The sequence below is a fragment of the Rhizobium sp. SSA_523 genome (assembly GCF_030435705.1).
Lineage (GTDB): Bacteria > Pseudomonadota > Alphaproteobacteria > Rhizobiales > Rhizobiaceae > Neorhizobium.
The window spans coordinates 3,471,989-3,494,489 of record NZ_CP129382.1 but is presented as its reverse complement, the minus strand read 5'-3'; the positions used below and the strand labels follow the sequence as shown (position 1 = coordinate 3,494,489).

General features: G+C 62.9%; 18 protein-coding genes. 8 read left to right on the top strand and 10 right to left on the bottom strand.

Features of this window, described 5'->3' with window-relative positions; genetic code table 11:
- Positions 1 to 66 precede the first annotated feature (66 nt).
- Together QTJ18_RS24805 and QTJ18_RS24800 are read right to left on the bottom strand one after the other, a co-directional pair.
- A complete protein-coding gene (locus tag QTJ18_RS24805; protein WP_252753828.1) occupies positions 67 to 1,161 on the bottom strand; it encodes a polyamine ABC transporter substrate-binding protein in 1,095 nt (364 codons plus the stop codon).
- A gap of 230 nt (positions 1,162 to 1,391) precedes the next feature.
- A complete protein-coding gene (locus QTJ18_RS24800; protein ID WP_252753827.1) occupies positions 1,392 to 2,810 on the bottom strand; it encodes a helix-turn-helix domain-containing protein in 1,419 nt (472 codons plus the stop codon).
- Positions 2,811 to 3,038: 228 nt separating this feature from the next.
- On the opposite strand from QTJ18_RS24800, the gene aceA reads away from it, so the two are divergent.
- A complete protein-coding gene (aceA, locus tag QTJ18_RS24795; RefSeq protein ID WP_252753826.1) occupies positions 3,039 to 4,328 on the top strand; it encodes an isocitrate lyase in 1,290 nt (429 codons plus the stop codon).
- Positions 4,329 to 4,425: 97 nt separating this feature from the next.
- Entirely contained in the window at positions 4,426 to 4,662 is a 237-nt protein-coding gene (locus QTJ18_RS24790) for an SMc00767 family acetate metabolism repressor (protein ID WP_252753825.1), read from the top strand.
- Positions 4,663 to 4,669: 7 nt separating this feature from the next.
- On the opposite strand, the gene QTJ18_RS24785 is transcribed toward QTJ18_RS24790, so the two are convergent.
- The 4 genes from QTJ18_RS24785 to QTJ18_RS24770 all read right to left on the bottom strand — a co-directional run bounded on the left by QTJ18_RS24785 (position 4,670) and on the right by QTJ18_RS24770 (position 10,371).
- Positions 4,670 to 5,578, bottom strand: a complete 909-nt coding sequence (locus QTJ18_RS24785; protein ID WP_252753824.1) for a LysR family transcriptional regulator — start codon at positions 5,576 to 5,578, stop codon at positions 4,670 to 4,672.
- 486 nt (positions 5,579 to 6,064) lie between these two features.
- Positions 6,065 to 6,193, bottom strand: a complete 129-nt coding sequence (locus tag QTJ18_RS24780; protein WP_289852126.1) for a hypothetical protein — start codon at positions 6,191 to 6,193, stop codon at positions 6,065 to 6,067.
- Between the two features lie 271 nt (positions 6,194 to 6,464).
- Positions 6,465 to 9,005 (bottom strand): methyl-accepting chemotaxis protein, encoded by a 2,541-nt coding sequence (locus QTJ18_RS24775; RefSeq protein WP_489667236.1) that lies wholly within the window; start codon positions 9,003 to 9,005, stop codon positions 6,465 to 6,467.
- A gap of 184 nt (positions 9,006 to 9,189) precedes the next feature.
- On the bottom strand, positions 9,190 to 10,371 hold the full coding sequence (locus QTJ18_RS24770; RefSeq protein ID WP_354669082.1) for a BaiN/RdsA family NAD(P)/FAD-dependent oxidoreductase: 1,182 nt from the start codon (positions 10,369 to 10,371) through the stop codon (positions 9,190 to 9,192).
- Between the two features lie 219 nt (positions 10,372 to 10,590).
- Between QTJ18_RS24770 and QTJ18_RS24765 the strand changes: the two genes are divergently transcribed.
- The 6 genes from QTJ18_RS24765 (at position 10,591) to QTJ18_RS24740 (ending at position 19,064) form a co-directional block, all read left to right on the top strand.
- Positions 10,591 to 12,030 carry a glutamine synthetase family protein gene (locus tag QTJ18_RS24765; protein WP_252753822.1) on the top strand — a complete coding sequence of 480 codons (1,440 nt, stop codon included), beginning with the start codon at positions 10,591 to 10,593 and terminating at the stop codon, positions 12,028 to 12,030.
- A 10-nt stretch (positions 12,031 to 12,040) separates the two neighbouring features.
- The gene (locus QTJ18_RS24760; protein WP_252753821.1) at positions 12,041 to 13,327 is read left to right on the top strand and encodes an NAD(P)/FAD-dependent oxidoreductase; all 1,287 of its coding nucleotides are present in this window, start codon (positions 12,041 to 12,043) and stop codon (positions 13,325 to 13,327) included.
- A gap of 94 nt (positions 13,328 to 13,421) precedes the next feature.
- Positions 13,422 to 14,894, top strand: a complete 1,473-nt coding sequence (gene zwf, locus QTJ18_RS24755) for a glucose-6-phosphate dehydrogenase (RefSeq protein ID WP_252753820.1) — start codon at positions 13,422 to 13,424, stop codon at positions 14,892 to 14,894.
- A 5-nt stretch (positions 14,895 to 14,899) separates the two neighbouring features.
- A complete protein-coding gene (gene pgl / locus QTJ18_RS24750; RefSeq protein ID WP_252753819.1) occupies positions 14,900 to 15,598 on the top strand; it encodes a 6-phosphogluconolactonase in 699 nt (232 codons plus the stop codon).
- Positions 15,599 to 15,715: 117 nt separating this feature from the next.
- Positions 15,716 to 17,536, top strand: coding sequence for a phosphogluconate dehydratase (gene edd / locus QTJ18_RS24745; protein WP_252753818.1), 1,821 nt, complete (start codon positions 15,716 to 15,718; stop codon positions 17,534 to 17,536).
- 169 nt (positions 17,537 to 17,705) lie between these two features.
- The gene (locus QTJ18_RS24740) at positions 17,706 to 19,064 is read left to right on the top strand and encodes a metallophosphoesterase (RefSeq protein WP_252753817.1); all 1,359 of its coding nucleotides are present in this window, start codon (positions 17,706 to 17,708) and stop codon (positions 19,062 to 19,064) included.
- A 28-nt stretch (positions 19,065 to 19,092) separates the two neighbouring features.
- Here QTJ18_RS24740 and QTJ18_RS24735 read toward each other — a convergent pair whose 3' ends face one another.
- From QTJ18_RS24735 to QTJ18_RS24720, 4 genes are all read right to left on the bottom strand, one after another.
- Complete coding sequence (locus tag QTJ18_RS24735) at positions 19,093 to 19,893, bottom strand: LysE family translocator (protein WP_252753816.1); 801 nt, start codon at positions 19,891 to 19,893, stop codon at positions 19,093 to 19,095.
- Positions 19,894 to 20,033: 140 nt separating this feature from the next.
- Positions 20,034 to 20,834, bottom strand: coding sequence for an AraC family transcriptional regulator (locus tag QTJ18_RS24730; RefSeq protein ID WP_252753815.1), 801 nt, complete (start codon positions 20,832 to 20,834; stop codon positions 20,034 to 20,036).
- A gap of 65 nt (positions 20,835 to 20,899) precedes the next feature.
- A complete protein-coding gene (locus QTJ18_RS24725) occupies positions 20,900 to 21,256 on the bottom strand; it encodes a hypothetical protein (protein ID WP_252753814.1) in 357 nt (118 codons plus the stop codon).
- A gap of 123 nt (positions 21,257 to 21,379) precedes the next feature.
- A complete protein-coding gene (locus QTJ18_RS24720; protein WP_252753813.1) occupies positions 21,380 to 22,468 on the bottom strand; it encodes an ABC transporter ATP-binding protein in 1,089 nt (362 codons plus the stop codon).
- Between the last annotated feature and the right edge of the window lie 33 nt (positions 22,469 to 22,501).

The following is a 22,501-nucleotide window of genomic DNA, read 5'->3' as shown; positions in this document are numbered from 1 at the left end:
CACTGATAGTCCGGTCCGGTCCCCGCCCCGATCCTGTCGACCGGGGCCCATGTGGCAGAGGCCGGCTCACTGGCCGGTCTTGATCGCCGTCCATTCGCGATTGATGATGCGCTGCGCCCGCGGATCGTAGGGAGAGATGGTGAAGAGCTTCGACAGCGTTGCCTCGCCCGGATAGACCGAGGGGTTTTTCAGCACGGCTTCGTCGACAAATTTCTGGGCCGCAAGATTGCCATTGGCATATTGCACATAATTGGATGCCTTGGCGATCACCTCCGGCTTCATCAGATAGTTGATGAAGGCATGGGCCTCCTCGACATTCTTGGCATCGGCGGGGATGGCTAGGTTGTCGAACCACATATAGGTGCCTTCCTTGGGGATCACGTAATCCACCTTCACACCGTTGCCGGCTTCCTCGGCGCGCGTCCTGGCCTGCAGGACATCGCCCGACCAGCCGATGGAAATGCAGGTATCGCCATTGGCCAGTTCATCGATATAGGCCGAGGAATTGAAGGTCTTCACGCTTGCCCGGATCTTCTTGTAGACCTCGCCGCCAGCCTCCAGATCGGCCGCCACCTTGCTGTCGGGATCCTTGCCAATATAATTCATGGCGATCGCGAAGGTCTCATCGGAGGCATCCAGGATATTGATGCCGCAGGACTTCAGCTTCTCGGCGTTTTCCGGCTTGAACAGCACGTCCCAGCTGTCGACGGGAATATCGCCCAGCGCCGCTTTGACCTTGTCGACATTGTAGCCGATGCCGGTGGTGCCCCACATATAATTGACGGCATAATCATTGCCCGGATCGTATTTCGCCAGACGCTCGGACACGACCGGCCAGAGGTTCGTCAGATTGGGCAATTTGGACTTGTCGAGCTTCTGGAAGACGCCGGCCTTGATCTGGCGCGCCAGGAAGGGTCCGGTCGGCACGACGACATCATAGCCGGAACCGCCGGCGAGAAGCTTGGTCTCCACCAGGTCATTGCTGTCGAAGACGTCATAGACGACCTTGATGCCCGTTTCCTTGGTGAAATCCTCGAGAATGACGGGATCGATATAATCGGACCAGTTGTAGACGTGGACGACGCGATCCTGCGCAAGTGCGGCTGTGGAGACCAGTGCGGTGGCGGCGAGCGCCAGCGTGCGAAGCAAGGTGCGTGTCATGATCTTCTCCTGTTCCCGGTCTCGGCTCGGTCGACATTCTTGTGTTCGGCATTCCAGTGGTCGGCATTTTTCCGTCAGGTATTCAACCGTCAGGCATCGTCCGGCCATCGTCGTAATGGACGTCTCGACGGGAAGAGTAGGAAGGTTTGCCGCGGCCCACAAGCGAAAATGTGCGGTGCCGCACGCCCGCCAGGGCCGATTTTCACCGCGTCCTGCGGACCGCCCGCACCCTACTGGAAATCGAAGGCGCTGAGGCCCGTGACCATTTCGTCCAACCCCAGAGGGCGCGTCAGCGGCGGTTCCGCGCGCGACAGGCATCCCTGCCGTTCGCACAGCTTGCAGGCGGTTCCGGCGGCTACCAAGGATGCCGGCAACTGCGCCGCAGTGAAATACACCGTCTCCTGGGCAGCCGCGTAATCGCAGCCGAGAAGCATGGCTGTGCGGCGCAGGCGTTCGCCAAAGCCTGCCTTGGGGCCTTCCAGCGTACGCGACAGCGTCAGGAAAGCCGCGCCATCGGGCATTTCCACCCGCTCCGCCAGCAATTGCCCCGGCTGGGCAAAGGCGCTGTGGAGGCCGAGCTTGGGACAGTGACCGCCAAAGCGCGCCTGCGGGAAGCCTTGCGCCCCCGCCCGCCGGATGATGTTGCCGGCATGGTCGACCTCCATCAGGAAGAAGGGCGGCGCCGCAGCGCCCGGTCGGCAGAGCGAGACAAGCCGGTGGGACGCCTGTTCGAAGGAGACGTCGAAGCGCGAGACGAGAAGATCGACATCCCACCGGGCGCGCTGGCCAGCCGCGTGGAAGCTGCCATAGGGCATCATTAGCGCATGGGCGGCATAACGGGCGAGTTCGAACCGGCCGATCCGCAGCGCCTCGCCCGTCGAGAGCGACAGGCCCTCCAGTTCGGCGGCGATATCCGCACCCAGCGCCAGCAGCGCTGCCTCCTGGGCGATCTCGCGGACCCGATCGACAAGCGACAGCCGTTCGGACAGAAACAGGCGCATGGAATGGCGGTCATAGCGGCGGCGCAGCGTCGGCATGGCATGCACCGGCAGCATGCGCACGACAATGCCGTGCGTGTTGCGCAGCCAGGCCTTCAGGGCCGCCGGCAGATCGTCGCCCGGTGCCAACGTGGCATGGAAGGCTTCCGCCGCCGCCTCGATCCGCTCGAAATAATAGGGTCGCCGCTCCAGGGTCTCGCGCACTTCGTCCATCGGCAGGCGAGCGCCGGACAGCGAGGTTTCATGCCCCTCCCGCGCCAGAAGATCGGCCAGGTCGGAAAGCCGCTCCGCCTGCTCGCGATAGGCGCGGTAGAGCTTGATGATGCCGACAGCCGCGTTGGGAGCGCCCTCCGCCACCTCGATCAGTTCCTGGTCGCCGGGAATTTCGCCGGACAGCAGCGGATCGGCGAAAACCTCGCGCAATTGCGCGGCCGCACCGCCGCCCTCTCCCTGCAGCTTGTCGAGATCGACCTTGTAGACGGAGGACAGCCGCAGCAGCAGTTGCACCGTCAGCGGCCGCTGGTTGCGCTCGATGAGGTTGAGATAGGAGGGCGAGATGCCGAGACCCTCGGCCATGGCCGTCTGGGTGAGATTGAGGCTGAGGCGCAGGCGGCGGACCCTCGGCCCGGCAAAGATTTTGTTCTCGGCCATGTCACATCCTTTTACAACGCTGCCGACAGAGTCTTCTTTACAATTTTTACAGATTTACAGAAGCCGAAGTCAAAGACAAGACAAGCTAACCTTATTTTGGATGGCAGATCTTCTTATTTTCTAGAGCTTCGCTGCAATGCACTGTAAATCTTGTCGCAGAGATCGAGTGCAGAATGCGGTCCGCAAGTGGCGGATCGGAGGCCTCGGTCGATCTGGGAGAGACAGGCTATGACAGACTTTTACAATCTTGTTCCGAACGCACCGCAAGGCCGTTTCGACGGCATTGAGCGTCCCTATTCGCAAGCGGATGTTCAGCGGCTGCGCGGTTCTGTGGAGATCAAGTATACGCTGGCTGAAATGGGCGCGAACCGCCTCTGGTCGCTGATCAATGAAGAGGGTTTCGTCAATGCGCTCGGCGCTTTGTCCGGCAACCAGGCCATGCAGATGGTGCGCGCCGGCCTGAAGGCCATCTATCTTTCGGGATGGCAGGTGGCTGCGGATGCCAATACGGCATCGGCCATGTATCCGGACCAGTCGCTCTATCCGGCGAATGCCGCTCCCGAACTGGCCAAGCGCATCAACCGCACCCTGCAGCGCGCCGACCAGATCGAAACGCAGGAGGGCAAGGGCCTGTCGGTCGAGACCTGGTTCGCACCGATCGTCGCCGATGCCGAAGCCGGCTTCGGTGGACCGCTGAATGCCTTCGAGATCATGAAGGCCTTCATTGAAGCCGGTGCCGCCGGCGTGCATTTCGAGGACCAGCTGGCTTCGGAAAAGAAATGCGGGCATCTGGGCGGCAAGGTGCTGATCCCGACCGCGGCGCATATCCGCAATCTGAATGCAGCACGTCTGGCTGCCGATGTCATGGGCGTGCCGACGCTGATCATTGCCCGCACGGATGCCGAGGCAGCCAAGCTTCTGACGTCGGATATCGACGAGCGCGACCAGCCTTTCGTCGATTACGACAAGGGGCGGACCGCCGAAGGCTTCTACCAGGTGAAGAACGGAATCGAACCCTGCATCGCGCGGGCCATTGCCTATGCGCCGCATTGCGATCTGATCTGGATGGAGACCGGCAAGCCGGATCTGGAACAGGCCCGCCGCTTTGCCGAGGCCGTGCACAAGGCGCATCCCGGCAAGAAGCTCGCTTACAATTGCTCGCCTTCCTTCAACTGGAAGAAGAACCTGGATGACGCCACCATCGCCAAGTTCCAGCGCGAACTGGGGGCCATGGGCTACAAGTTCCAGTTCATCACGCTGGCTGGCTTCCACCAGTTGAACTTCGGCATGTTCGAACTGGCGCGCGGCTACAAGGACCGTCAGATGGCGGCCTATTCGGAACTGCAGGAGGCGGAATTCGCAGCCGAGGTCAACGGCTACACGGCGACCAAGCACCAGCGCGAAGTCGGCACCGGCTATTTCGATGCCGTCTCTCTCGCCATCACCGGCGGCCAGTCCTCGACGACTGCGATGAAGGAATCCACCGAGCACGAGCAGTTCCGCCCTGCGGCCGAGTAATTACCACCACGTCCTCTCCAACCCCTCCGCTCATGCCGAGGGGTTGGGGACCAGGTTTTCCCATCAACAACCCCGACACAACAAGAGGAGAAATGCCATGAATGTCCAGACCCGCGTCAAGGAACGTGCCGAAGAGCAGTCCACCGCCATGACGGCCGAGCAGCAATCGGCCATCCGCACCCTCGCCAATGAGCTGCACCGGCTGAACCATGCCGTCATGCGTGCCGTCGATGCCGGCGTTTCCGTCGAACTCGTTCGCTCCGCGCGCCATCACGGCGGAGACGGCCACTGGGGCGATCTGCTGATCCCGGTCGTTGTGGCCAATCCACGCTGAGGCGATGTCATAGGGATCCGGCATCCACCGCTTCGCCCATGCCGGAGCCGGGCAGGTGTTCCCGCTGCCCGGCAAAGAGATCCGCGTTCTGTCTGATCAGCGCGCTAACCCGGTCTACAAGATCGCGGATCTCCCTGCGATGCCGGTCCTCGGCATTCATCACGATCCACTGGCGATGCCGCAGCGCCGGAATTTCCCCGCCATCGCGCTGCAAGTCCTCGTCGCAATCCCCGACAAAGCAGGGAAGCACCGCAAGGCCCGCTCCGGCCCTTGCGGCATCCAGAAGGAAGGAAGGTCGGCTGACAATCAGGCCGATCCTGTCTTGATGATGCCGGTGCGGATATTGCAGATAGGCCGAGGGAGCCTCTTCCTCCGTCACGGCAATATAGGGCAGCGGCTTGCCGTCCTTGTCGGACCGCGCACGGTAGGCCGCATAGGCGACCTGTCCCAGCATGGCCGAGGCCAGATTGGCCTCCTGCGGCTCGAAGGCCCTGATGCCGACATCGCTCTGGCGATGGGCGAGATTGGCCCGGCGCTCGCCGATCACCACCTCCAGCCGGCAACGCTCGCGCAGCGATTTCGGCAGATCGCTGCCAAGCAGGAAGCGGGCCATCCATGTGCCGCAGGACAAGCGGACAAGGGGTGGCCGCTGCGTTTCGCTTGCCCAGCCCGACAGGCTGCGCACCACGCCTTCCATCTCCAGGCAATAGGCCATCAGCGTTTCGCCATCCGCCGTCAGACGATAGCCGGTGCGGCTGCGGAGAAAGAGCGGGCGACCGAGAGCGGCCTCCAGGTCCAGCATCTTGCGGCCGAGCGTTGCGGGGCTGAGCCCGGTCGATGCGCCGGCGCCGGACAGGCCGCCATGCCGGGCCACTTCCAGAAATTGCGCGTAGAGATCCCAGCCAATGTTTTTCATGGATGAAAAACCTAGTCGATTTTCGCCTGTTCGGGAATGGAGGTCTTGCGTCTAATAGAGGGGATCACGTCACACCAGGAGTGATCCATGCAAGATCTGATTGTCGCCATGGTGGCCGCCCGATGGGTCCGTCCGCCGGTCTCTGAAGAGGATTTCTATCGCAGTCTCGCAGAACCCGTGCCGCGGCCTCTCGCCCGGCTTCTACCTTGGATCCTGGCTTGGCTCCGGGCTTGGCTCCCGAAACCAGGCCGGCAATGGCCCTCGCCCGAAGCCTGCCCGGCTCGCGCCGCGGAGGATTTGAGGAAGGAGGAGGAACCGGCCGCCTCTGCGTCATGCGCGGGTCACGTGTCGCCTGGCTGCGGACGCTGAGGCGCCGCCGCAAGGCCCGGTCAGCCGCTGTTTGGGGTCTTGCTGTCGCGCATGCCGCTTCGGCAAGTCCGCCGCCCGGCTTCTCGCGACACGCTCCCTAATTTTTCGCGGCAGGCTTCAGAGAAGCAGCAGGCCCGGCACCGCCAGAAGCGCGGCTGTGGCAAACAGCGTTACCAGGAAAAGCTGGCGCTTGCTGTCGGTTTTCGCTTGAGCAATGGCAATGGCACGTGCACGCGACTTCTGCATGACTGTTCCTCAACCTTTGTTAGTCCTGACAGAACGCCAGGATCAGGCGACTGTTCCGCAGGGACAGGCGGACAGCCGCATCCCTTCAGAGTGAGCCAGGTCTGTTAAGAAGTGCTGAAGAAGCACCTCTCACTGCAGATGTGGCGGCGCGCCGGCAATTCAATCGCCAGGCATGGTAAATAGCCAAGAAAAAACCGCCCGGCCTGACGCCGGACGGTTCATAAGCTTGACGCGGAAGACAGCTTCCGGCCGCAAGAGGTTTCGGGCGAGCCTAGGCTGCGCGGAACATTCTGCTTGTCCGGCTGCTGTCCATACCGCCTTGCGCGATGCGGAACTGGCCAAGAAGGGCCACCAGCTGGTCGGCCTCGTCGGCGAGCTGCCGGCTGGCGGCGCTGGTCTCTTCCACCATGGCGGCATTCTGCTGCGTCAGCTGGTCCATCTGGCCGACGGCACCATTGACTTCCTGCAGCGCAGAGGCCTGATCGCGCGCCGAGCTGGCAATGCTTTCCACTTGCGAGGACATGCGGGAGACCTGTTCGCCGATCGTGGCCAGCGCATCGCCGGTCTGCTGAACCAGCCTTGCGCCCCCTGCCACCTCGTCCGTCGAGGCACCGATCAGGCCCTTGATCTCCCGGGCCGCCGCTGCGGAACGCTGCGCCAGCTCCCGCACCTCCTGCGCCACGACGGCAAAGCCCTTGCCCGCCTCACCGGCACGCGCCGCCTCGACACCGGCATTCAGCGCAAGCAGATTGGTCTGGAAGGCGATCCCGTCGATAACTTCGGTGATCTGGCCGATCTTCTGCGAAGCGGCCTCGATCCGGCTCATCGCCGTTACCGCCTGTCCGACGATCACGATCGATCCCTCCGTCTGGTGACGGGTCTCTTCGACGATGCGATTGGCCTCCCGCGCACGTTCGGCGGCGGAGCGCACATTGGCGGTGACCTCGTTGACGGCAGCCGCCGTCTGCTCCAGGGATGCTGCCTGGGTTTCGGTGCGCCGCGACAGGTCGTCGGTGGATTGCGACATCTGGCGGACATTGCCCTGAATGGCCACCACATTCGTCTGGATCTGGCCGATCGTGTCCTGGAGACGGTTCAGCGAGCGGTTGAAGTCGGCTCGCAGCTGTTCCAGCCGGCCGACAAAGGGCGTATCGATGGTGGCGGATACATCGCCCGCCGCAAGCCGCTCCAGACCTCCGGCCAGGGCGGACACCGCAAACTGGATCTGCCGGTCGATCTCCTGCTTTTCCGCCTCGCCGCGCAGGCGCTCGGCCTCGGCGGCCGCACGCTCCTCCTCGCTCTCGGCCTCGAGGCGAACCTTCTCCCGTGCATTTTCCTTGAAGATGCCCAGCGCGCGGGCCATGTCGCCAAGCTCGTCCCGGCGCCCCTCGCCTTCGATCGAGGTATTGAGGTCGCCCGATGCCAGACGCCGCATGGTGGCGGCGATCTGCAGGATGGGCCCCTTGAAGGTGAAGATCAGACCGAGGCCGGCGAAGATGGCGACGAGAATGCCGATGATCATGGCGGTCACGGAGATCTGGTTCGCCTTGTCGCGTTCCAGGCCTGCGGCATCGCGCTGATGCCCGGCAAAGCTCGTCAGATTGCCCCAGATCTGCGAAATCTCCGCCGCGGCGGCATCGAAGGCCTTCTGGCGCTTGCCCGACAGGTCGAGCAGTGCGAGCGTGTTTTCGTCAAGGGTGGTGATGAGCGGAACCATGGCATTGGCTCTCGCTTGCGCCTCCTTGGGAACGCCTGGATCCGTCTGCAGCGCGCCGGCGGCAATGTCGACGGTCATGAGAGCGCCCTGCAGATCGTTCAGGAGCGCCTCGGTGGGGGCAGCGATGTACCGCACCGTCCGCAATTCGAGCGTCTTGACCGCGTCCATCAGCTGGCGGGCAGCACTGGAAAACTTGGTGGCCGTGGCGATCGGCGCATCCAGCCTGCCGAACACTTCGGTGGCCTCCCGCGCCTTCATCGAAGCGGCGCCCTGAAGACGGATGGCCGCCGGGCGCATCAGGTTGATCGTTCTTTCGCTCGCACCGATGGTCGCATCATTGGCGATGCCGAGATCCAGCTGCTGTTTCAGTTGCTGAACGCTTTCCGTCAGCTGATCGGCAAGAACCTTCTGATCGACCGGCAGGGCGGCCGCAATCTCGCCGACGGCTTCCGCCAGCGCGGCGAATTTCCCGCGCAGGATATCCATGCGCTCCTGTGCCGCCGTCTTGCCGTTGAACTCCGCCACGAGGCCGGCAATGACGGCCGATCCGCGCGTCAGCCGCTCGGCATCCCGCAGCAGGTTCTTCGCCTTCGCCTCGTCGGCGGAGAGGTTCTCGCGGCTGACCGTGGCGTAATTGGTGATATCGGCTTCGAGCTTCACAATTGCGCCGAGAGCGGCCTCGATCTGCGCCTGCGCCTGAACCTCATCCTGGTAGCGGGCCCACAACTGATCGATCTGACCGGTGATGGCGCTGGTGCCGGCCATTGCGGCATCGATCTCGGAGGCGCCCTCGCTGCTCGTGGCGGCGGAACGCACGGTATCCAGAACCTTGCTCTGCGCGGCAACCTGCTGCGTCAACGCCGCCCGCGTGTCTTCACTCGGATTTTTCAGAAATTCCGTCATGCCGGCATAGACCGACTTGAATCCACTTAAGGATTGCAGAACCGAATTGGAGATGTCCATCCGCGCCTGAAGCAGGTTCGACGCATAAAGACCGGAAAAACCTACAGCGGATATACTGACGACAAAAGGAATAATGAAGGCAATGACCTTCGTTTGTATTTTGAAACGTGCGAGAAGTCGATCGATGACCATGCTCAATTCCTGAAAAACGACTACCGGATGGCTATCAGTTCTTCCCCATCAGAAACGGGAATGGTCTTTTCTGACATGTACACGTGAATGAATACTAAATGGCGGGGGAGCTTGCCGAGCAGGCCTCACTTTTCCTGGGCGCGATCAGCCACATCGCTGCCTGCACCTCCTGGGCCGGGAGCAGTCAGACGGCTTCGCCGCAGACATGGCCGGACGCCCATGCCCACTGAAAATTATAGCCGCCGAGCCAGCCGGTGACATCGACGCATTCACCGATGAAATAGAGGCCCGGCACCGCCTTGGCCTCCATGCTGCGGGAATCGATGGCATTGACGTCGACGCCTCCGAGCGTGACTTCCGCCGTGCGATACCCTTCCGAGCCCGCCGGTCTCAACTGCCAGTTCTGGATGGCTTCGGCCGCCGCCTGGAGCTTGCGGTCGCTCTGATCGGCCAGGGGACCCGCGAGGTTCAGCACGTCGCCGAAATGCTGCGCCAGCCGCCGCGGCAGCATTTCGGCAAGGACCGTCTGCAGGGCCTGCCGGCCGTTTTCCTTGCGGGCCTGCTTCAGCCGGGCCAGAAGATCGATCTCGGGCAGGAGCGTCAGTGCAACCTCCTCACCCTCCCGCCAGTAGGACGAGATCTGCAGGATGGACGGGCCGCTCAGTCCGCGATGGGTGAAGAGGAGCGCCTCGCGGAACCTTGTCTTGCCGCTGCGGGCCTCGGCATCCACCGCGATCCCCGAAAGTGGCGAGAGCTTTTCCAGCAAGGAGGGTTCGAGCGTGAGAGGCACCAGCCCGGGCCGCGTTTCCGTCACCGCCAGCCCGAACTGCTCGGCCAGGCGATAGGCGAGGCCCGTCGCCCCCATTTTCGGGATCGACTTTCCGCCGGTCGCCACCACCAGGGACTGCGCCTCCACCACGTCCTGACCGAGATCGACCCGGAAACGACCATCGCTCTTCTCGACGGACGAGATCGCCGTCTGCAGACGCAGTTCCACGCCACCCATCTGCATTTCCGCGATGAGCATGCGGATGATGTCCTTGGCGCTGTCGTCGCAAAAGAGCTGTCCCAAGGTCTTTTCGTGCCAGCCGATGCGGTGCTTGCCGACAAGCGCCAGGAAATCCGCAGGCGTATAGCGGGCGAGTGCCGACTTGGCGAAATGACGATTGCCGGAAATGTAATTGGACGGCCCGGCATGCAGATTGGTAAAGTTGCAGCGCCCGCCGCCGGAGATGCGGATCTTTTCCCCCGGAGCCCGCGCATGGTCCACGACCAGCACGCTGCGGCCGCGCTGGCCGGCGCGCAGCGCGCACATCATTCCCGCGGCGCCGGCGCCCAGAACCACCACATCATACTTATGCGTCACGCTGCCGTTTCCCGCTGTGCCAATCCGTTTCCCGTGCCAGAGACTGGACGGTCGATGCCTGCCGCGCTGATCGCTCCGCAGCCCGTCAAGGAGCGTCGAGCATCAAGGCCTTTCTGCGTCTTCCTGTTTTCGATCGGGGCCACAAAGTCAATGCGCCCGTCTGGCCAATCGCCATGTTCCGACTATGATGGCGGCAACGTCAACAGCCTCCGGTGAACTATGCCGCCCAAGAAGAAGCCCATCGCGCCTGCCACTGGCAGCGTCCTGAAAGCCGCAACCGCCCAGCCGACCCTCACCTCGCTTCGCGGCGTCGACAATTGGCGCGAGGCGGCATCCTGGCTGAAGGCGCGGGGCATCGAGGATGTGGAGTGCATCACCCCGGACCTTGCCGGCGTGCCGCGCGGCAAGATGATGCCGACATCCAAATTCACCTCCAATACCTCGCTGGCGCTGCCTTCAGCGCTCTATCGGCATACGATCTCCGGTGAATATCCCGATGAGACGGAAAACTTCCGCTACGAACCGCGCGACAGCGACCTGAAGCTCGTTCCCGATCTGTCGACCCTCTCGGTCGTGCCCTGGGAAAGCGATCCGACGGCGCAGGTGATCTGCGATGTCGTCAGCTCTACCGGCGAACAGGTTCCCTATACGCCGCGCAACGTGTTGAAAAACGTCATGCGCCTTTACGAGGAGCGCGGCTGGAAGCCGGTCGTGGCGCCGGAAATCGAATTCTATCTGGTGGCGATGAACGACGATCCGGATTATCCGCTGCGTCCGCCGAAGGGGCGCTCGGGCCGTTCCATCCTGGGTGGCCAGGGCTATTCGATCGCCGGCATCAACGAATTCGACGAGCTGATTGACGATATCTATCATTTCTCCGAGAAACAGGGCCTGGAAATCGACACGCTCATCCATGAGGAGGGGCCGGCGCAATTGGAGATCAACCTGCGCCACGGCGATCCGATCCAGCTTGCCGACCAGGTCTTCCTGTTCAAGCGCACCATCCGGGAAGCCGCGCTGAAACACGGGATCTTCGCCACCTTCATGGCCAAGCCCATGCAGGGCCAGCCGGGCTCGGCCATGCATATCCACCAGTCGGTGATCGACACTAAGACCGGCCGGAATATCTTCTCTGCCGAGGACGGATCGCCTTCGCGCACCTTCTTCCACTTCATCGGCGGCATGCAGAAATATGTGCCGAGCTCGCTCGCCATGCTCGCCCCTTACGTCAATTCCTACCGTCGCCTGACGCCGGACATGGCCTGCCCGGTCAATAATGCCTGGGGCTACGACAATCGCACCACCGCCTTTCGCGTGCCGATCTCGGAACCGGGGGCGCGGCGCGTGGAAAATCGCCTGCCGAGTTCCGATGCCAATCCCTATCTCGCCCTGGCCGCTTCGCTGGCCTGCGGCTGGCTTGGCATTGCCCGCGAGATCGAACCGACGGAGCCGACCTATGACACGGCCAATGAAGGCTCGATCGACCTGCCGCGCGGCCTGCTGGAGGCGGTGGCCCTCCTGGAAGGCGAACCGGCCTTCGAGGAGGTCTTCAGCAAGGAATTCATCGGAATCTATGCCGGAGTGAAACGCGGCGAGTTCGAGACCTTCATGCAGGTGATCAGTCCCTGGGAGCGCGAATTCCTGCTCCTCAACGTGTAAGGTGGCCGCGATGAACTGGCAGAGCCCGATCGCGCCCGGCCTGTCCTGGTACCAGGACAGCGTCGCCGAACGCCCAAGCTATGACGCCCTCGACGGATCGATCGCGGTGGACGTGGCGATTATCGGCGGCGGCTTTACCGGCCTGCAGGCCGCCTACAATCTGGCCGCCCGCGGCGTCCAGACGGTGCTGATCGAGGCCAGCCGCCTGGGCGACGGCGCGTCGGGCCGCAATGGCGGGCAGCTGGGCACGGGCCAGCGCGCCTGGCCGGACGAACTGGAGCCGGAGCTTGGCTATGAGCGGTCACGCGCTCTGTTCGATCTCGCCGAAAATGCCAAGCACTATCTGCTCGACTTTGCCGAAACCCATGGCATCGACATGGACTACACGCCGGGCCAGATGAATGTGGCGCACAAGCCGGGGCATGACGACGACTACCGGAAGATTGCGGCGCTGATGGCGGAACGCTACCATTACCCGCATATCGCCTATATGGATCGCGCAGAAACCGCCGCCCGCCTGGGCTCGTCCCGCTATCACTGCGGCGTGCGCGACACGGGCACCGGGCATATCCATCCGTTGAAGCTGCTGATCGGCCTGGCGCGCGTGGCCGCACAGGCCGGCGCGACGATTTTCGAGATGACGCCGGCCAAGGGCCTGTCGCAGACAGGCGGAAAGACGCGGATCGACACGCCGAGAGGCAGCATCACCGCCGATCGCGTTCTGCTGGCGACCAATGCCTATATCGGCACGCTGGAACAGGAAACCGCCGCGCATGTGATGCCGATCCGGTCCTTTATCGGCGCAACCGTGCCGCTCGATGCCCATCCCGACGTGCTGCCGGGCGGCGAAGCGGTTGCCGATTCGCGCTTCGTCGTGCGCTATTTCCGCAAAAGTCCGGACGGACGCCTGCTGTTCGGTGGACGCGAGGCCTATACCGCCGACAGCCCGCGCGACATGTCGAAACATATCCGCCGGCAGATCGCCGAGATCTACCCTGCCCTCCGCGATATCGAGATCAGCCATGCCTGGGGCGGCTCGGTCGCCATCACGCTGACCCGAAAGCCCTTTGTCCGCGACGTCATGCCGGGCGTGACCTCGATTGCCGGTTTTTCCGGCCATGGCGTCATGCTGTCAAATTACTCCGGCAAGATGTATGCGGACCTCGTGGCCGGCAATGCCAGCGAGCTGGAGCTTCTCCGGAGCCTGAAGATCCCGCCTTTCCCCGGCGGGGCCCGGTTCAGGAGCCCGCTCCTGTTTCTGGCGCTGACCTGGTTTGCCCTGCGGGACCGGTTCTGACGCCGACAAAATTCCGGCCCCCGCGCGGGGGCTGGCTTTTTTAAATCGATTAGATTATGTAGAACGCAACTCCGAGACTTCGAAAGAGCAAGGCATGAGCAGCCAGATCATCCCCGTGGAACCCTTCGATTACGTCGTTTTCGGCGGCACCGGCGACCTTGCGGAGCGCAAGCTTCTTCCGGCGCTGTATCACCGGCAGATCGAGGGCCAGTTTACCGAACCGACCCGCATCATCGGCGCTTCGCGCAGCGCGCTTAGCCATGAGGATTTCCGCAAATTCGCCGACGAAGCTCTGAAGACGCATCTGAAGAAAGGCGAGTATGACGAAGTCGAAGTCGGCAAGTTCCTGGCGCGGCTTTTCTACGTGCCGGTCGATGCCAAGACCGATACGGGCTGGGATAGTCTGAAAAAGCTGCTGGACGAAAGCAAGGAGCGCGTGCGCGCTTTCTATCTCGCCGTATCTCCCGCCATTTTCGGCGCGATCTCGGACAAGATCCGCGATCACAAGCTGATCACCAAATCGACCCGGATCGTGGTGGAGAAGCCGATCGGCCGCGACCTCTCGTCGGCGCTCGATCTCAACGACACGATCGGCAAGGTCTTCCGGGAAGAGCAGATCTTCCGCATCGATCACTATCTCGGCAAGGAAACGGTGCAGAACCTGATGGCGCTGCGCTTTGCCAATGCGCTTTATGAGCCTCTGTGGAACGCGCAGTATATCGACCACGTACAGATTTCGGTGGCGGAATCGGTCGGGCTCGAAGGCCGTGCCGGCTATTACGATACCGCCGGCGCGCTGCGCGACATGGTGCAGAACCACATTCTGCAGCTGCTCTGCCTGGTGGCGATGGAAGTGCCATCCTCGATGGATTCCGAAGCCGTGCGCGACGAGAAGCTGAAGGTGCTGCGGGCGCTGAAGCCGATCACCGAGGCCAATGTCGAACAGATGACGGTGCGCGGCCAGTACCGGGCCGGCGCCTCTGCCGGCGGTCCGGTGAAGGGCTATCTCGAGGAGCTGGAAGGCGGCATCTCGAATACGGAAACCTTCGTCGCCATCAAGGCCGAGATCAACAACTGGCGCTGGGCCGGCGTTCCCTTCTACATCCGGACCGGCAAGCGGTTGACGAGCCGCATGTCGGAGATCGTCATCACCTTCAAGCCGATCCCGCACAATATCTTCGAGCCGGCAGCGGGCCGCATCTCCGCCAACCAGCTGATCATCCGCCTGCAGCCGGACGAAGGCGTCAAGCAGTCGCTGATGATCAAGGATCCCGGCCCCGGCGGCATGCGGCTGCGCAATGTCTCGCTCGACATGAGCTTTGCCGCGGCTTTCAACGTGCGCAATCCGGACGCCTATGAGCGGCTGCTGATGGATGTGATCCGGTCCAACCAGACGCTGTTCATGCGCCGCGACGAAGTGGAGGCCGCCTGGAAATGGGTGGATCCGATCCTGAAGGGCTGGGAACTCACCGGGCAGCTGGCCCAGGGTTACACCGCCGGAACCTGGGGGCCGAGCCAGGCCATTGCACTGATCGAGCGCGACGGCCGCACATGGCACGAAGGATGAGAGACATGGCATTTACCCTGCATGATTTCGGCAGCGCGCAATCTCTCGCGACGCAGTTGGCACGCGATGTGGCCTCACGCCTGGCCCAGGGGCTCGCCGAGCGCGGTTCCGCCTCGCTGGCCGTTTCGGGTGGATCGACGCCGCGGCAGTTCTTCGAAATGCTCTCCACCGAGGAGATCGACTGGAGCAAGGTGACGATCACCCTGGTCGACGAACGCTTCGTGCCGCCGCAGCACCCGCGCTCCAACCACCAGCTGGTCCAGGCCCATCTCCTGAAGAACCGCGCCGCCGAGGCAATCTTCCTGCCGCTCTATCACGATGTTGCCTCGGCGCTGCAGGCTGCCGCGATTGCAACAGAGAAGACGCAGGATATCGGCAATCCCTTCGATGTCGTCATTCTCGGCATGGGAACAGACGGGCATACCGCCTCGTTCTTTCCCCATGGCAATCACCTCGCCCGCGCGATTGCCGATGACGCCCCGCGCGGCGTGATGACGATGATGGCGGAGGGCGCCGGCGAAGAGCGCCTGACCTTTACCTTTCCGAGCCTGTGCGATGCGCGTTTCCTCGTGCTGCATATCGAAGGCGAGGCAAAGAAGGCGGTTCTCGACGCCGCCGTGAACGGCACCGACGAAATGGACATGCCGATCCGTGCCGTCCTTCGGCGTGCATCGACGCCTGTCGACATTTACTGGGCGCCCTGAAGCGGGCGTTGACGCAAAGGGCCGTGCCAGATGCGGCACCGAAACAATCGTTGAACGCAGACAATGCCGGATTGCGGCGGCTCCCAACGGCCGCGATTCCGGCTGACGGAGGATGATATGGCTGCTCATTCAAGCATAGAAGCGATCACACGACGCATCGTGGAACGATCGAAACCGCATCGCGAGGCCTATCTGGAGCGCGTGCGGCGAGCGGCATCGACGGGCGTGCACCGATCCACCCTCTCCTGCGGCAACCTGGCGCATGGCTTTGCCGTCTGTTCCCCCGCCGAGAAGGCAGCGCTTGCCGGCGACGTCGTGCCCAATCTCGGCATCATCACCGCCTATAACGACATGCTCTCGGCCCATCAGCCCTATGAGACCTTTCCGCCGATCATTCGTGATGCGGCGCGCGAGGCCGGCGGCGTTGCCCAGGTGGCCGGTGGCGTGCCGGCCATGTGCGACGGGGTTACCCAGGGGCAGCCGGGCATGGAGCTCTCGCTCTTTTCGCGCGACGCGATCGCCATGGCCGCCGGGATCGGCCTCTCGCACAATATGTTCGATGCCGCCGTCTATCTCGGCATCTGCGACAAGATCGTCCCGGGCCTCGTCATCGCGGCGCTGACATTCGGCCATCTGCCGGCAGTCTTCATTCCCGCCGGACCGATGACCTCCGGCCTGCCCAATGACGAGAAGTCGCGCATCCGTCAGCTCTATGCGGAGGGCAAGGTCGGGCGCGCCGAGCTTCTGGAAGCGGAATCGAAATCCTATCATGGTCCCGGCACCTGCACCTTTTACGGCACGGCCAATTCCAACCAGATGCTGATGGAGATCATGGGCTTCCACATGCCCGGCGCCTCATTCGTCAATCCCGGCACGCCGCTGCGCGAGGCGCTGACCCGAGAGGCGGCGAAACGGGCTCTGGCGATCACGGCACTCGGCAACGAGTTCACCCCCGCCGGGGAAATGATCGACGAGCGCTCCATCGTCAACGGCGTTGTCGGGCTGCATGCCACCGGCGGCTCGACCAATCACACGCTGCACCTTCTCGCCATGGCGCGCGCCGCCGGCATCCACCTTACCTGGTCCGATATTTCCGAGCTTTCGGACGTGGTGCCGCTGCTTGCGCGCGTCTATCCGAACGGGCTTTCGGATGTGAACCATTTCCATGCGGCCGGCGGCATGGGCTTCCTCATCAAGCAATTGCTGAAGACCGGCCTTCTGCATGATGATGTGCGCACCGTCTTCGGCCAGGGCCTGGCGGCCTATACGGTCGAGGCGCGCCTGGACGACAAGGGCATGGTGGTGCGCGAGGCCAGCCCGGAGGATAGCGGCGATCCGAAAGTGCTTGCAAAGATCGACACGCCCTTCCAGTCCAATGGCGGGTTGAAGATGCTGACCGGCTCGCTGGGCAAGGGCGTCATCAAGATTTCCGCCGTCAAGCCGGAACGTCATGTCATCGAGGCTCCGGCGATCGTCTTCCATGACCAGCAGGAGCTGCAGGATGCCTTCAAGCGTGGCGAGCTGAACAAGGATTTCGTCGCTGTCGTGCGCTTTCAGGGTCCGAAGGCCAACGGCATGCCGGAACTGCACCGGCTGACCCCGCCGCTTGGCGTGCTGCAGGATCGCGGATTCAAGGTGGCGCTGGTCACCGATGGCCGCATGTCGGGTGCCTCCGGCAAGGTGCCGGCGGCCATCCATGTCACACCGGAAGCCTCGGATGGCGGGCCGATCGCCAAGATCCGCAATGGCGACATGATCCGGCTCGATGCCGTCAACGGCACGCTGGAAGTGCTCGTCGACACGGCCGAATTTTCCAGCCGTCCGCTGGCGGAGGCCGATCTGGACGAGAATGAATTCGGCATGGGCCGCGAACTCTTTGCCCCCTTCCGCCGCAGCGTCGGCCGGGCGGATCAGGGTGCGAGCGTGTTCTTCAGCTGATCCGGAGAGCCGGGCCTCCTGCCCGGCCGGCGGCACGTCACAGGCGTGTCGCACGGCATGGGCAGACTTGAACCGGAAGAGAGCAAGCGGTCATTGCGTCGCACTAAACCGGGCACCGCTTCGGATCGCTTCTCGCTATCGAGACCAATGGATTGAAGGGGAAATCGTGATGTTGCTCAGCCGCCGCCATCTACTCGGCCTCATCTCCGCAACGGCCATGCTACCGCTTGCCGGGCGCGTTTCGCATGCGGCCGCACCGGGGGGCGTCGACCTCATCATCCTTTCCGACCTTCATTCGGCCTATGAGCGGATGGCGCAATTGCTGCAGGCGGTGCAGAGCCGCATCGCCACGGCCGACCGACCGCAGGTCATCCTGTTCAATGGCGATCTCTTCGAAATCGGCAATGTGGCGGCAGCCCGCTCCGGCGGCGAGGCGGACTGGGCTTTCCTTTCGGCCCTGGCCAGGCTTGCTCCGACCGTCTTCAATATCGGCAATCACGAGCCCGATTTCGACAATGACCTGTCGCATTTCGTCGAAAAAGCCCGCAGTCTCGGCATTACCGTGCTCAGCAACATCAAAGACAAGCGCAGCGGCCAGGCTTTCACCGATTCCAGCGCCACAGTGTCGCTCGGATCGATGACGCTGAAGATCGCCGCGCTAGCCACCAATGCCATCGGCACCTATCCCAAGGCCACGCGCGAGATGATCGACATCCCCTCGCCGGTCGACTGGGCGAGAGACAATCTTCCGAAGATCCTGGCGCCCGACACCGTCAATATCGTCCTCAGCCATGCCGGCGTCGTGGCGGATCGGGACATTCTGCCGATGCTGCCGGATGGGACGCTGCTGGTCGGCGGCCATGACCATCTGACGCTGGTCCATGAAGAGGGCAAGACCCGCTATGTCCATACCGGTTCCTGGGCATCGCTGATGACGGTTGCGACCATCGCCGCACCGAGCGAGGCGGCCAGCCTTCAACGGATCGCGATCGACCGCGACGGGCCGGCGGCGCCGGACCTTCAAGGCGCCATCGCCAAAGTCCTGGAGACACATCTGACGGCGGAAGACCGCAGCGTCGTCGCCCGGATCGGCGCGCCGCTGACGCTCGGCGAGACCGCCCGTTTCGCCGCGGCCGCGATCGCCGCGACGGCCGGTGCCGATATCGGCTTCATCGGTCATACCTCGTTCGGCACCGGATTGCCGAAGGGCGAGGTGAGCCGCTTCGAGTACAATGCGGCCCTCCGCTTCGAGGGCAAGATCATGAAGGCCGAGGTGGATGCGGCAACGCTTGCCGCCATCCTTGCCCGCTGCAATCAGGACGGCGATGTGCCGCTTGCGGCCCGCACCGGCGACTTCCTCTACGCGGCGCCGGCACTGCCGGACGGCAAGTCCCGCTATGTCATTGCCTGCAATGACTGGTCGGCAACGAACCGGAAGGCCTATTTCGGCCGGGAGGATCTGGCCTTTGCCGAGGTGCCGGATATCCGGTTGAAGGCGCTGGTGATCGAGGCGCTCAACAAAGCCTGACCCCATCGATCGTGACGGCGGCGGCCTGTCATCGATCCGTCGACGCCAGTTTGATGGCAAGTCCTATGAAGGCGGCGGCAAAACCGCGCCTGATGCCTGTCATCACGGAGGGGCGCGACAGGATATGGTCGCGCGCGGCGGCGGCGCAGAAGCCGTAGGCGACAAAGATCACGAAGGTCATGCCCATGAAAACGAGCGAGAGCTCGATCATTTGCCAAAGGCTGTCGCCCGTGCCCGCAGGAATGAATTGCGGCAGAAAGGCAAAAAAGAAGATCGAGAGCTTGGGATTGAGCAAATTGACCAGGATCGCCGAGAGGATTAGCTGACGATCCGAACGCTGCGCCTGCCCGGTGCCGATCGACAGGGTTCCGTGGTCGCGCAGAACCATCACGGCCATATGAACGAGATAGGCAACGCCGGCATAGCGAATGATCTCATAGGCCAATGCGCTGGCATGCAGGACGGCGGCAAGCCCGGTGATGGCGGCAAGCATGTGCGGGATGATGCCGAGCGTGCAGCCAAAGGCGGCAATGACAGCGGCCCGGCGGCCATGGGTGATACCAAATATCGATGACAGGAACCGATAGCGCCGGAGCGATTCTGCTTTCCGGCGAGGAGAAAACCACAGTCGGCTTTCTTTGTCCGGCGCGGATTTTTGCGGACCTCCGGAGGCCAAAAGCGCCCGGTCCTCCGCATGGGCCGGATCGCCTTCACCCAATTGGTTCCTATCATCGGTATTTGGTATGAGTGCCGCCGCGAGGGTGACGATGACACCGGTGCCGGGAGTTGCGACAACAATCAGCGATGTGAGGAGAAATTCCCAGCTCATGCGCGGTCTCCCGAAGCGAGAGGCCGGAAGGACCGGCAGTGCAATGATCTTTCATTCATTGTCATGATGAAGCTCCCTTGGATGAGCTTCCTATGCCGGAAATTCCTGCCCCTGGTCTTGAACGCAATTGCAGGGGCCGCTCAGCGTGCAGCCATTGCATAGGCACCGGGCGTCATGCCGTAGCTTCTGACAAACAGCCTGTGCATGTGGCTCTGATCTGCGAAGCCGGCCTGCAAGGCGGCTTGCGTCAGGGGCGTTCGCGCCCGGATCAGACGCCGGGCCAGGTGCAGGCGGCATTGCCGCTGATAGGCATGTGGCGGAAGCCCGGTCTGCTTGACGAAGGCGCGCAGGACCTGGAAACGGCTGAGGCCGGCAAGATCGGCCAGCTCCTGAAGCGAGACCGCACGCGCCGGATCCTCCTCAAGACGCTGCAAAGCGGCCCGCAGCCGCCCATCGGGCGATGTCCGGGGTAGCCTCTCTTCCGTCAGAGACATCAGGATTGAGAACAGGCGCTCTTCCGTGATCAAACGGACATCCTGGCTGAAAGCGGCAGTGACGGATGAAAACAGGCTTCCCACCTCGTCTGCAAGCCGAATATCTCTGGCAACCGGCCTGGCAAGCTCTATCTGCCGGCGGCGCCCCTCCGTCAGATCAAGGCCCGCAGCCCAGACGATTTCAGGATCGATATAGATCATGCGCCAGGCCCGGCCGCCCTGCCCCAGCGGCTTGCCGTCATGCACCTCGCCCGGATTGACGGTGATGACATCGCCTGCCTCGGCCTCCACAGGACCGCGCCCGCTCGCCGATTGCTGTGCACCGTGCAGGATGAGGCCAATCCCGAACTGGTCATGCGTATGGCGGCAGAAGGTCATGGCGGAATCGGCCGCGACCGCATCGATTCCGGCGATCTGCGTGGGAAGGGACGAAAAGCCGCCCGTCATCGGGATCTCCCGGTTGCAACATCATGGATGGCTGGCGCAAACCCGGAAGGATCAGATCCTTCGCATCACCAGCTTCGGACGTCCAGCTTCCTATCCTTGTGGGCCGGATGCGTCGAGAAGATGAAGATGCGGTTGAGTTCCTTCTCCGACAGCATGCGCAGGAACCGCACATCGATCGTGTTATTAGCATTCATGCGCATCAAGACACAGCCGATTTTCATGATCCGCGCATCCGGAATATCCAGCACGAACTCATTCGGCAAATTGGTCTGCGACAAGACCGCCAGCACGGCGCCGCTCAGCGAGATGGCAATCACGTCGCAGCGGCGTTGCGCCATGTGCATCACATGCTTTTCGGTGAATTCGATCCGGCCCGCATTCATCGTCTCTTCGAGCTTGTACCGCGTTTCGCGGTCATACATGAAGGACTCTTCCTTTTTCAGGTAGTGCGGACGAGAATTCATCTTACCCTCGGCATTAACGGCAGGTCTCACAGAGCCCGATCCTAGGGGCTGAACCTTAACAGAGGGTGTGACCGCCAGGCTTCACCGCCGATAGGTCTGGCCCTCCGCGTCGAAGAGATGCATTTTCGCCGGATCGGCGGCAAAGCGCAGTCGATCGCCCTTTTCCACCCGAAAAATTCCCGGCAGCTTGGCGATGATCGGCTCCTCATCTGTCAGCCCTTCAATGTAGAGAAGCGTGACCTCGCCCAGCGCCTCGACGATCGCGACCTTGCCTTCGAACAGGTACTCCTCGCCGGTGGTGACCGCCAGATCCTCCGGCCGGATACCGAAACTGGCCGCCTTTCCCTGTTGCTCCGCGCCGGTGGCGATCGGCACCAAAACCCTCTTGCCGTCCTTGAGGTCGATCCGGGTCGTGTCGCCGGTTTCGGTGACCACGGCGGGGATGATATTCATGGCGGGCGAACCGATGAAGCGCGCCACGAACAGGTTTTGCGGCCGTTCATAAAGCTCGAGAGGCGCGCCGACCTGCTCGATCCGTCCGGCCGAGAGAACGACGATCCTGTCGGCCAGCGTCATCGCCTCCACCTGATCATGCGTCACATAGATCATCGTGGTGTCCGGCATGCTCTCGTTGAGCTTGGCAATCTCGATGCGCGTCGCGACGCGCAGTGCCGCGTCGAGATTGGAAAGGGGCTCATCGAAGAGGAAGACCTTCGGATCGCGGCAGATGGCCCGGCCGATCGCCACACGCTGGCGCTGCCCGCCGGACAAGGCCTTCGGCAGCCGCTCCAGATATTGCGTCAGCTGCAGAATATCGGCGGCCGCGCGGACGCGGCGGTCGATCTCTTGCCTGCTTTCACCGGCAATGCGCATGCCGAAAGCCATGTTGTCGTAGACCGTCATGTGCGGGTAGAGCGCGTAGGACTGGAAGACCATGGCGATGCCGCGTTTCGACGGCGGCACTTCGTTCACGAGGTTGCCATCGATGAACATGTCGCCGCTGGTAATCTCCTCCAGCCCGGCGATCATGCGCAGCAGCGTGGACTTGCCGCAGCCCGAGGGACCGACGAAGACGACGAATTCGCCCTGCCGGATGGTCAGATCGATGCCGTGCAGCACCTTCACCTGGCCATAGGCCTTGCGGATATCCTTCAGAACCAATCCGGCCATGTCTGTCTCCCCTTCCCGATTTGCGTCCCGACA

Coding starts and splice junctions, on each gene's coding strand:
- QTJ18_RS24790 (WP_252753825.1), top strand. CDS start 4,426: ATGAATGTCCAGACCCGCGTCAAGGAACGTGCCGAAGAGCAGTCCACC.
- QTJ18_RS24775 (WP_489667236.1), bottom strand. CDS start 9,005: ATGGTCATCGATCGACTTCTCGCACGTTTCAAAATACAAACGAAGGTC.
- QTJ18_RS24805 (WP_252753828.1), bottom strand. CDS start 1,161: ATGACACGCACCTTGCTTCGCACGCTGGCGCTCGCCGCCACCGCACTG.
- QTJ18_RS24740 (WP_252753817.1), top strand. CDS start 17,706: ATGTTGCTCAGCCGCCGCCATCTACTCGGCCTCATCTCCGCAACGGCC.
- pgl (WP_252753819.1), top strand. CDS start 14,900: ATGGCATTTACCCTGCATGATTTCGGCAGCGCGCAATCTCTCGCGACG.
- QTJ18_RS24725 (WP_252753814.1), bottom strand. CDS start 21,256: ATGTATGACCGCGAAACGCGGTACAAGCTCGAAGAGACGATGAATGCG.
- zwf (WP_252753820.1), top strand. CDS start 13,422: ATGAGCAGCCAGATCATCCCCGTGGAACCCTTCGATTACGTCGTTTTC.
- QTJ18_RS24760 (WP_252753821.1), top strand. CDS start 12,041: ATGAACTGGCAGAGCCCGATCGCGCCCGGCCTGTCCTGGTACCAGGAC.
- aceA (WP_252753826.1), top strand. CDS start 3,039: ATGACAGACTTTTACAATCTTGTTCCGAACGCACCGCAAGGCCGTTTC.
- QTJ18_RS24730 (WP_252753815.1), bottom strand. CDS start 20,834: ATGACGGGCGGCTTTTCGTCCCTTCCCACGCAGATCGCCGGAATCGAT.
- QTJ18_RS24765 (WP_252753822.1), top strand. CDS start 10,591: ATGCCGCCCAAGAAGAAGCCCATCGCGCCTGCCACTGGCAGCGTCCTG.
- QTJ18_RS24720 (WP_252753813.1), bottom strand. CDS start 22,468: ATGGCCGGATTGGTTCTGAAGGATATCCGCAAGGCCTATGGCCAGGTG.
- QTJ18_RS24735 (WP_252753816.1), bottom strand. CDS start 19,893: ATGAGCTGGGAATTTCTCCTCACATCGCTGATTGTTGTCGCAACTCCC.
- QTJ18_RS24785 (WP_252753824.1), bottom strand. CDS start 5,578: ATGAAAAACATTGGCTGGGATCTCTACGCGCAATTTCTGGAAGTGGCC.
- QTJ18_RS24780 (WP_289852126.1), bottom strand. CDS start 6,193: ATGCAGAAGTCGCGTGCACGTGCCATTGCCATTGCTCAAGCGAAAACC.
- edd (WP_252753818.1), top strand. CDS start 15,716: ATGGCTGCTCATTCAAGCATAGAAGCGATCACACGACGCATCGTGGAA.
- QTJ18_RS24800 (WP_252753827.1), bottom strand. CDS start 2,810: ATGGCCGAGAACAAAATCTTTGCCGGGCCGAGGGTCCGCCGCCTGCGC.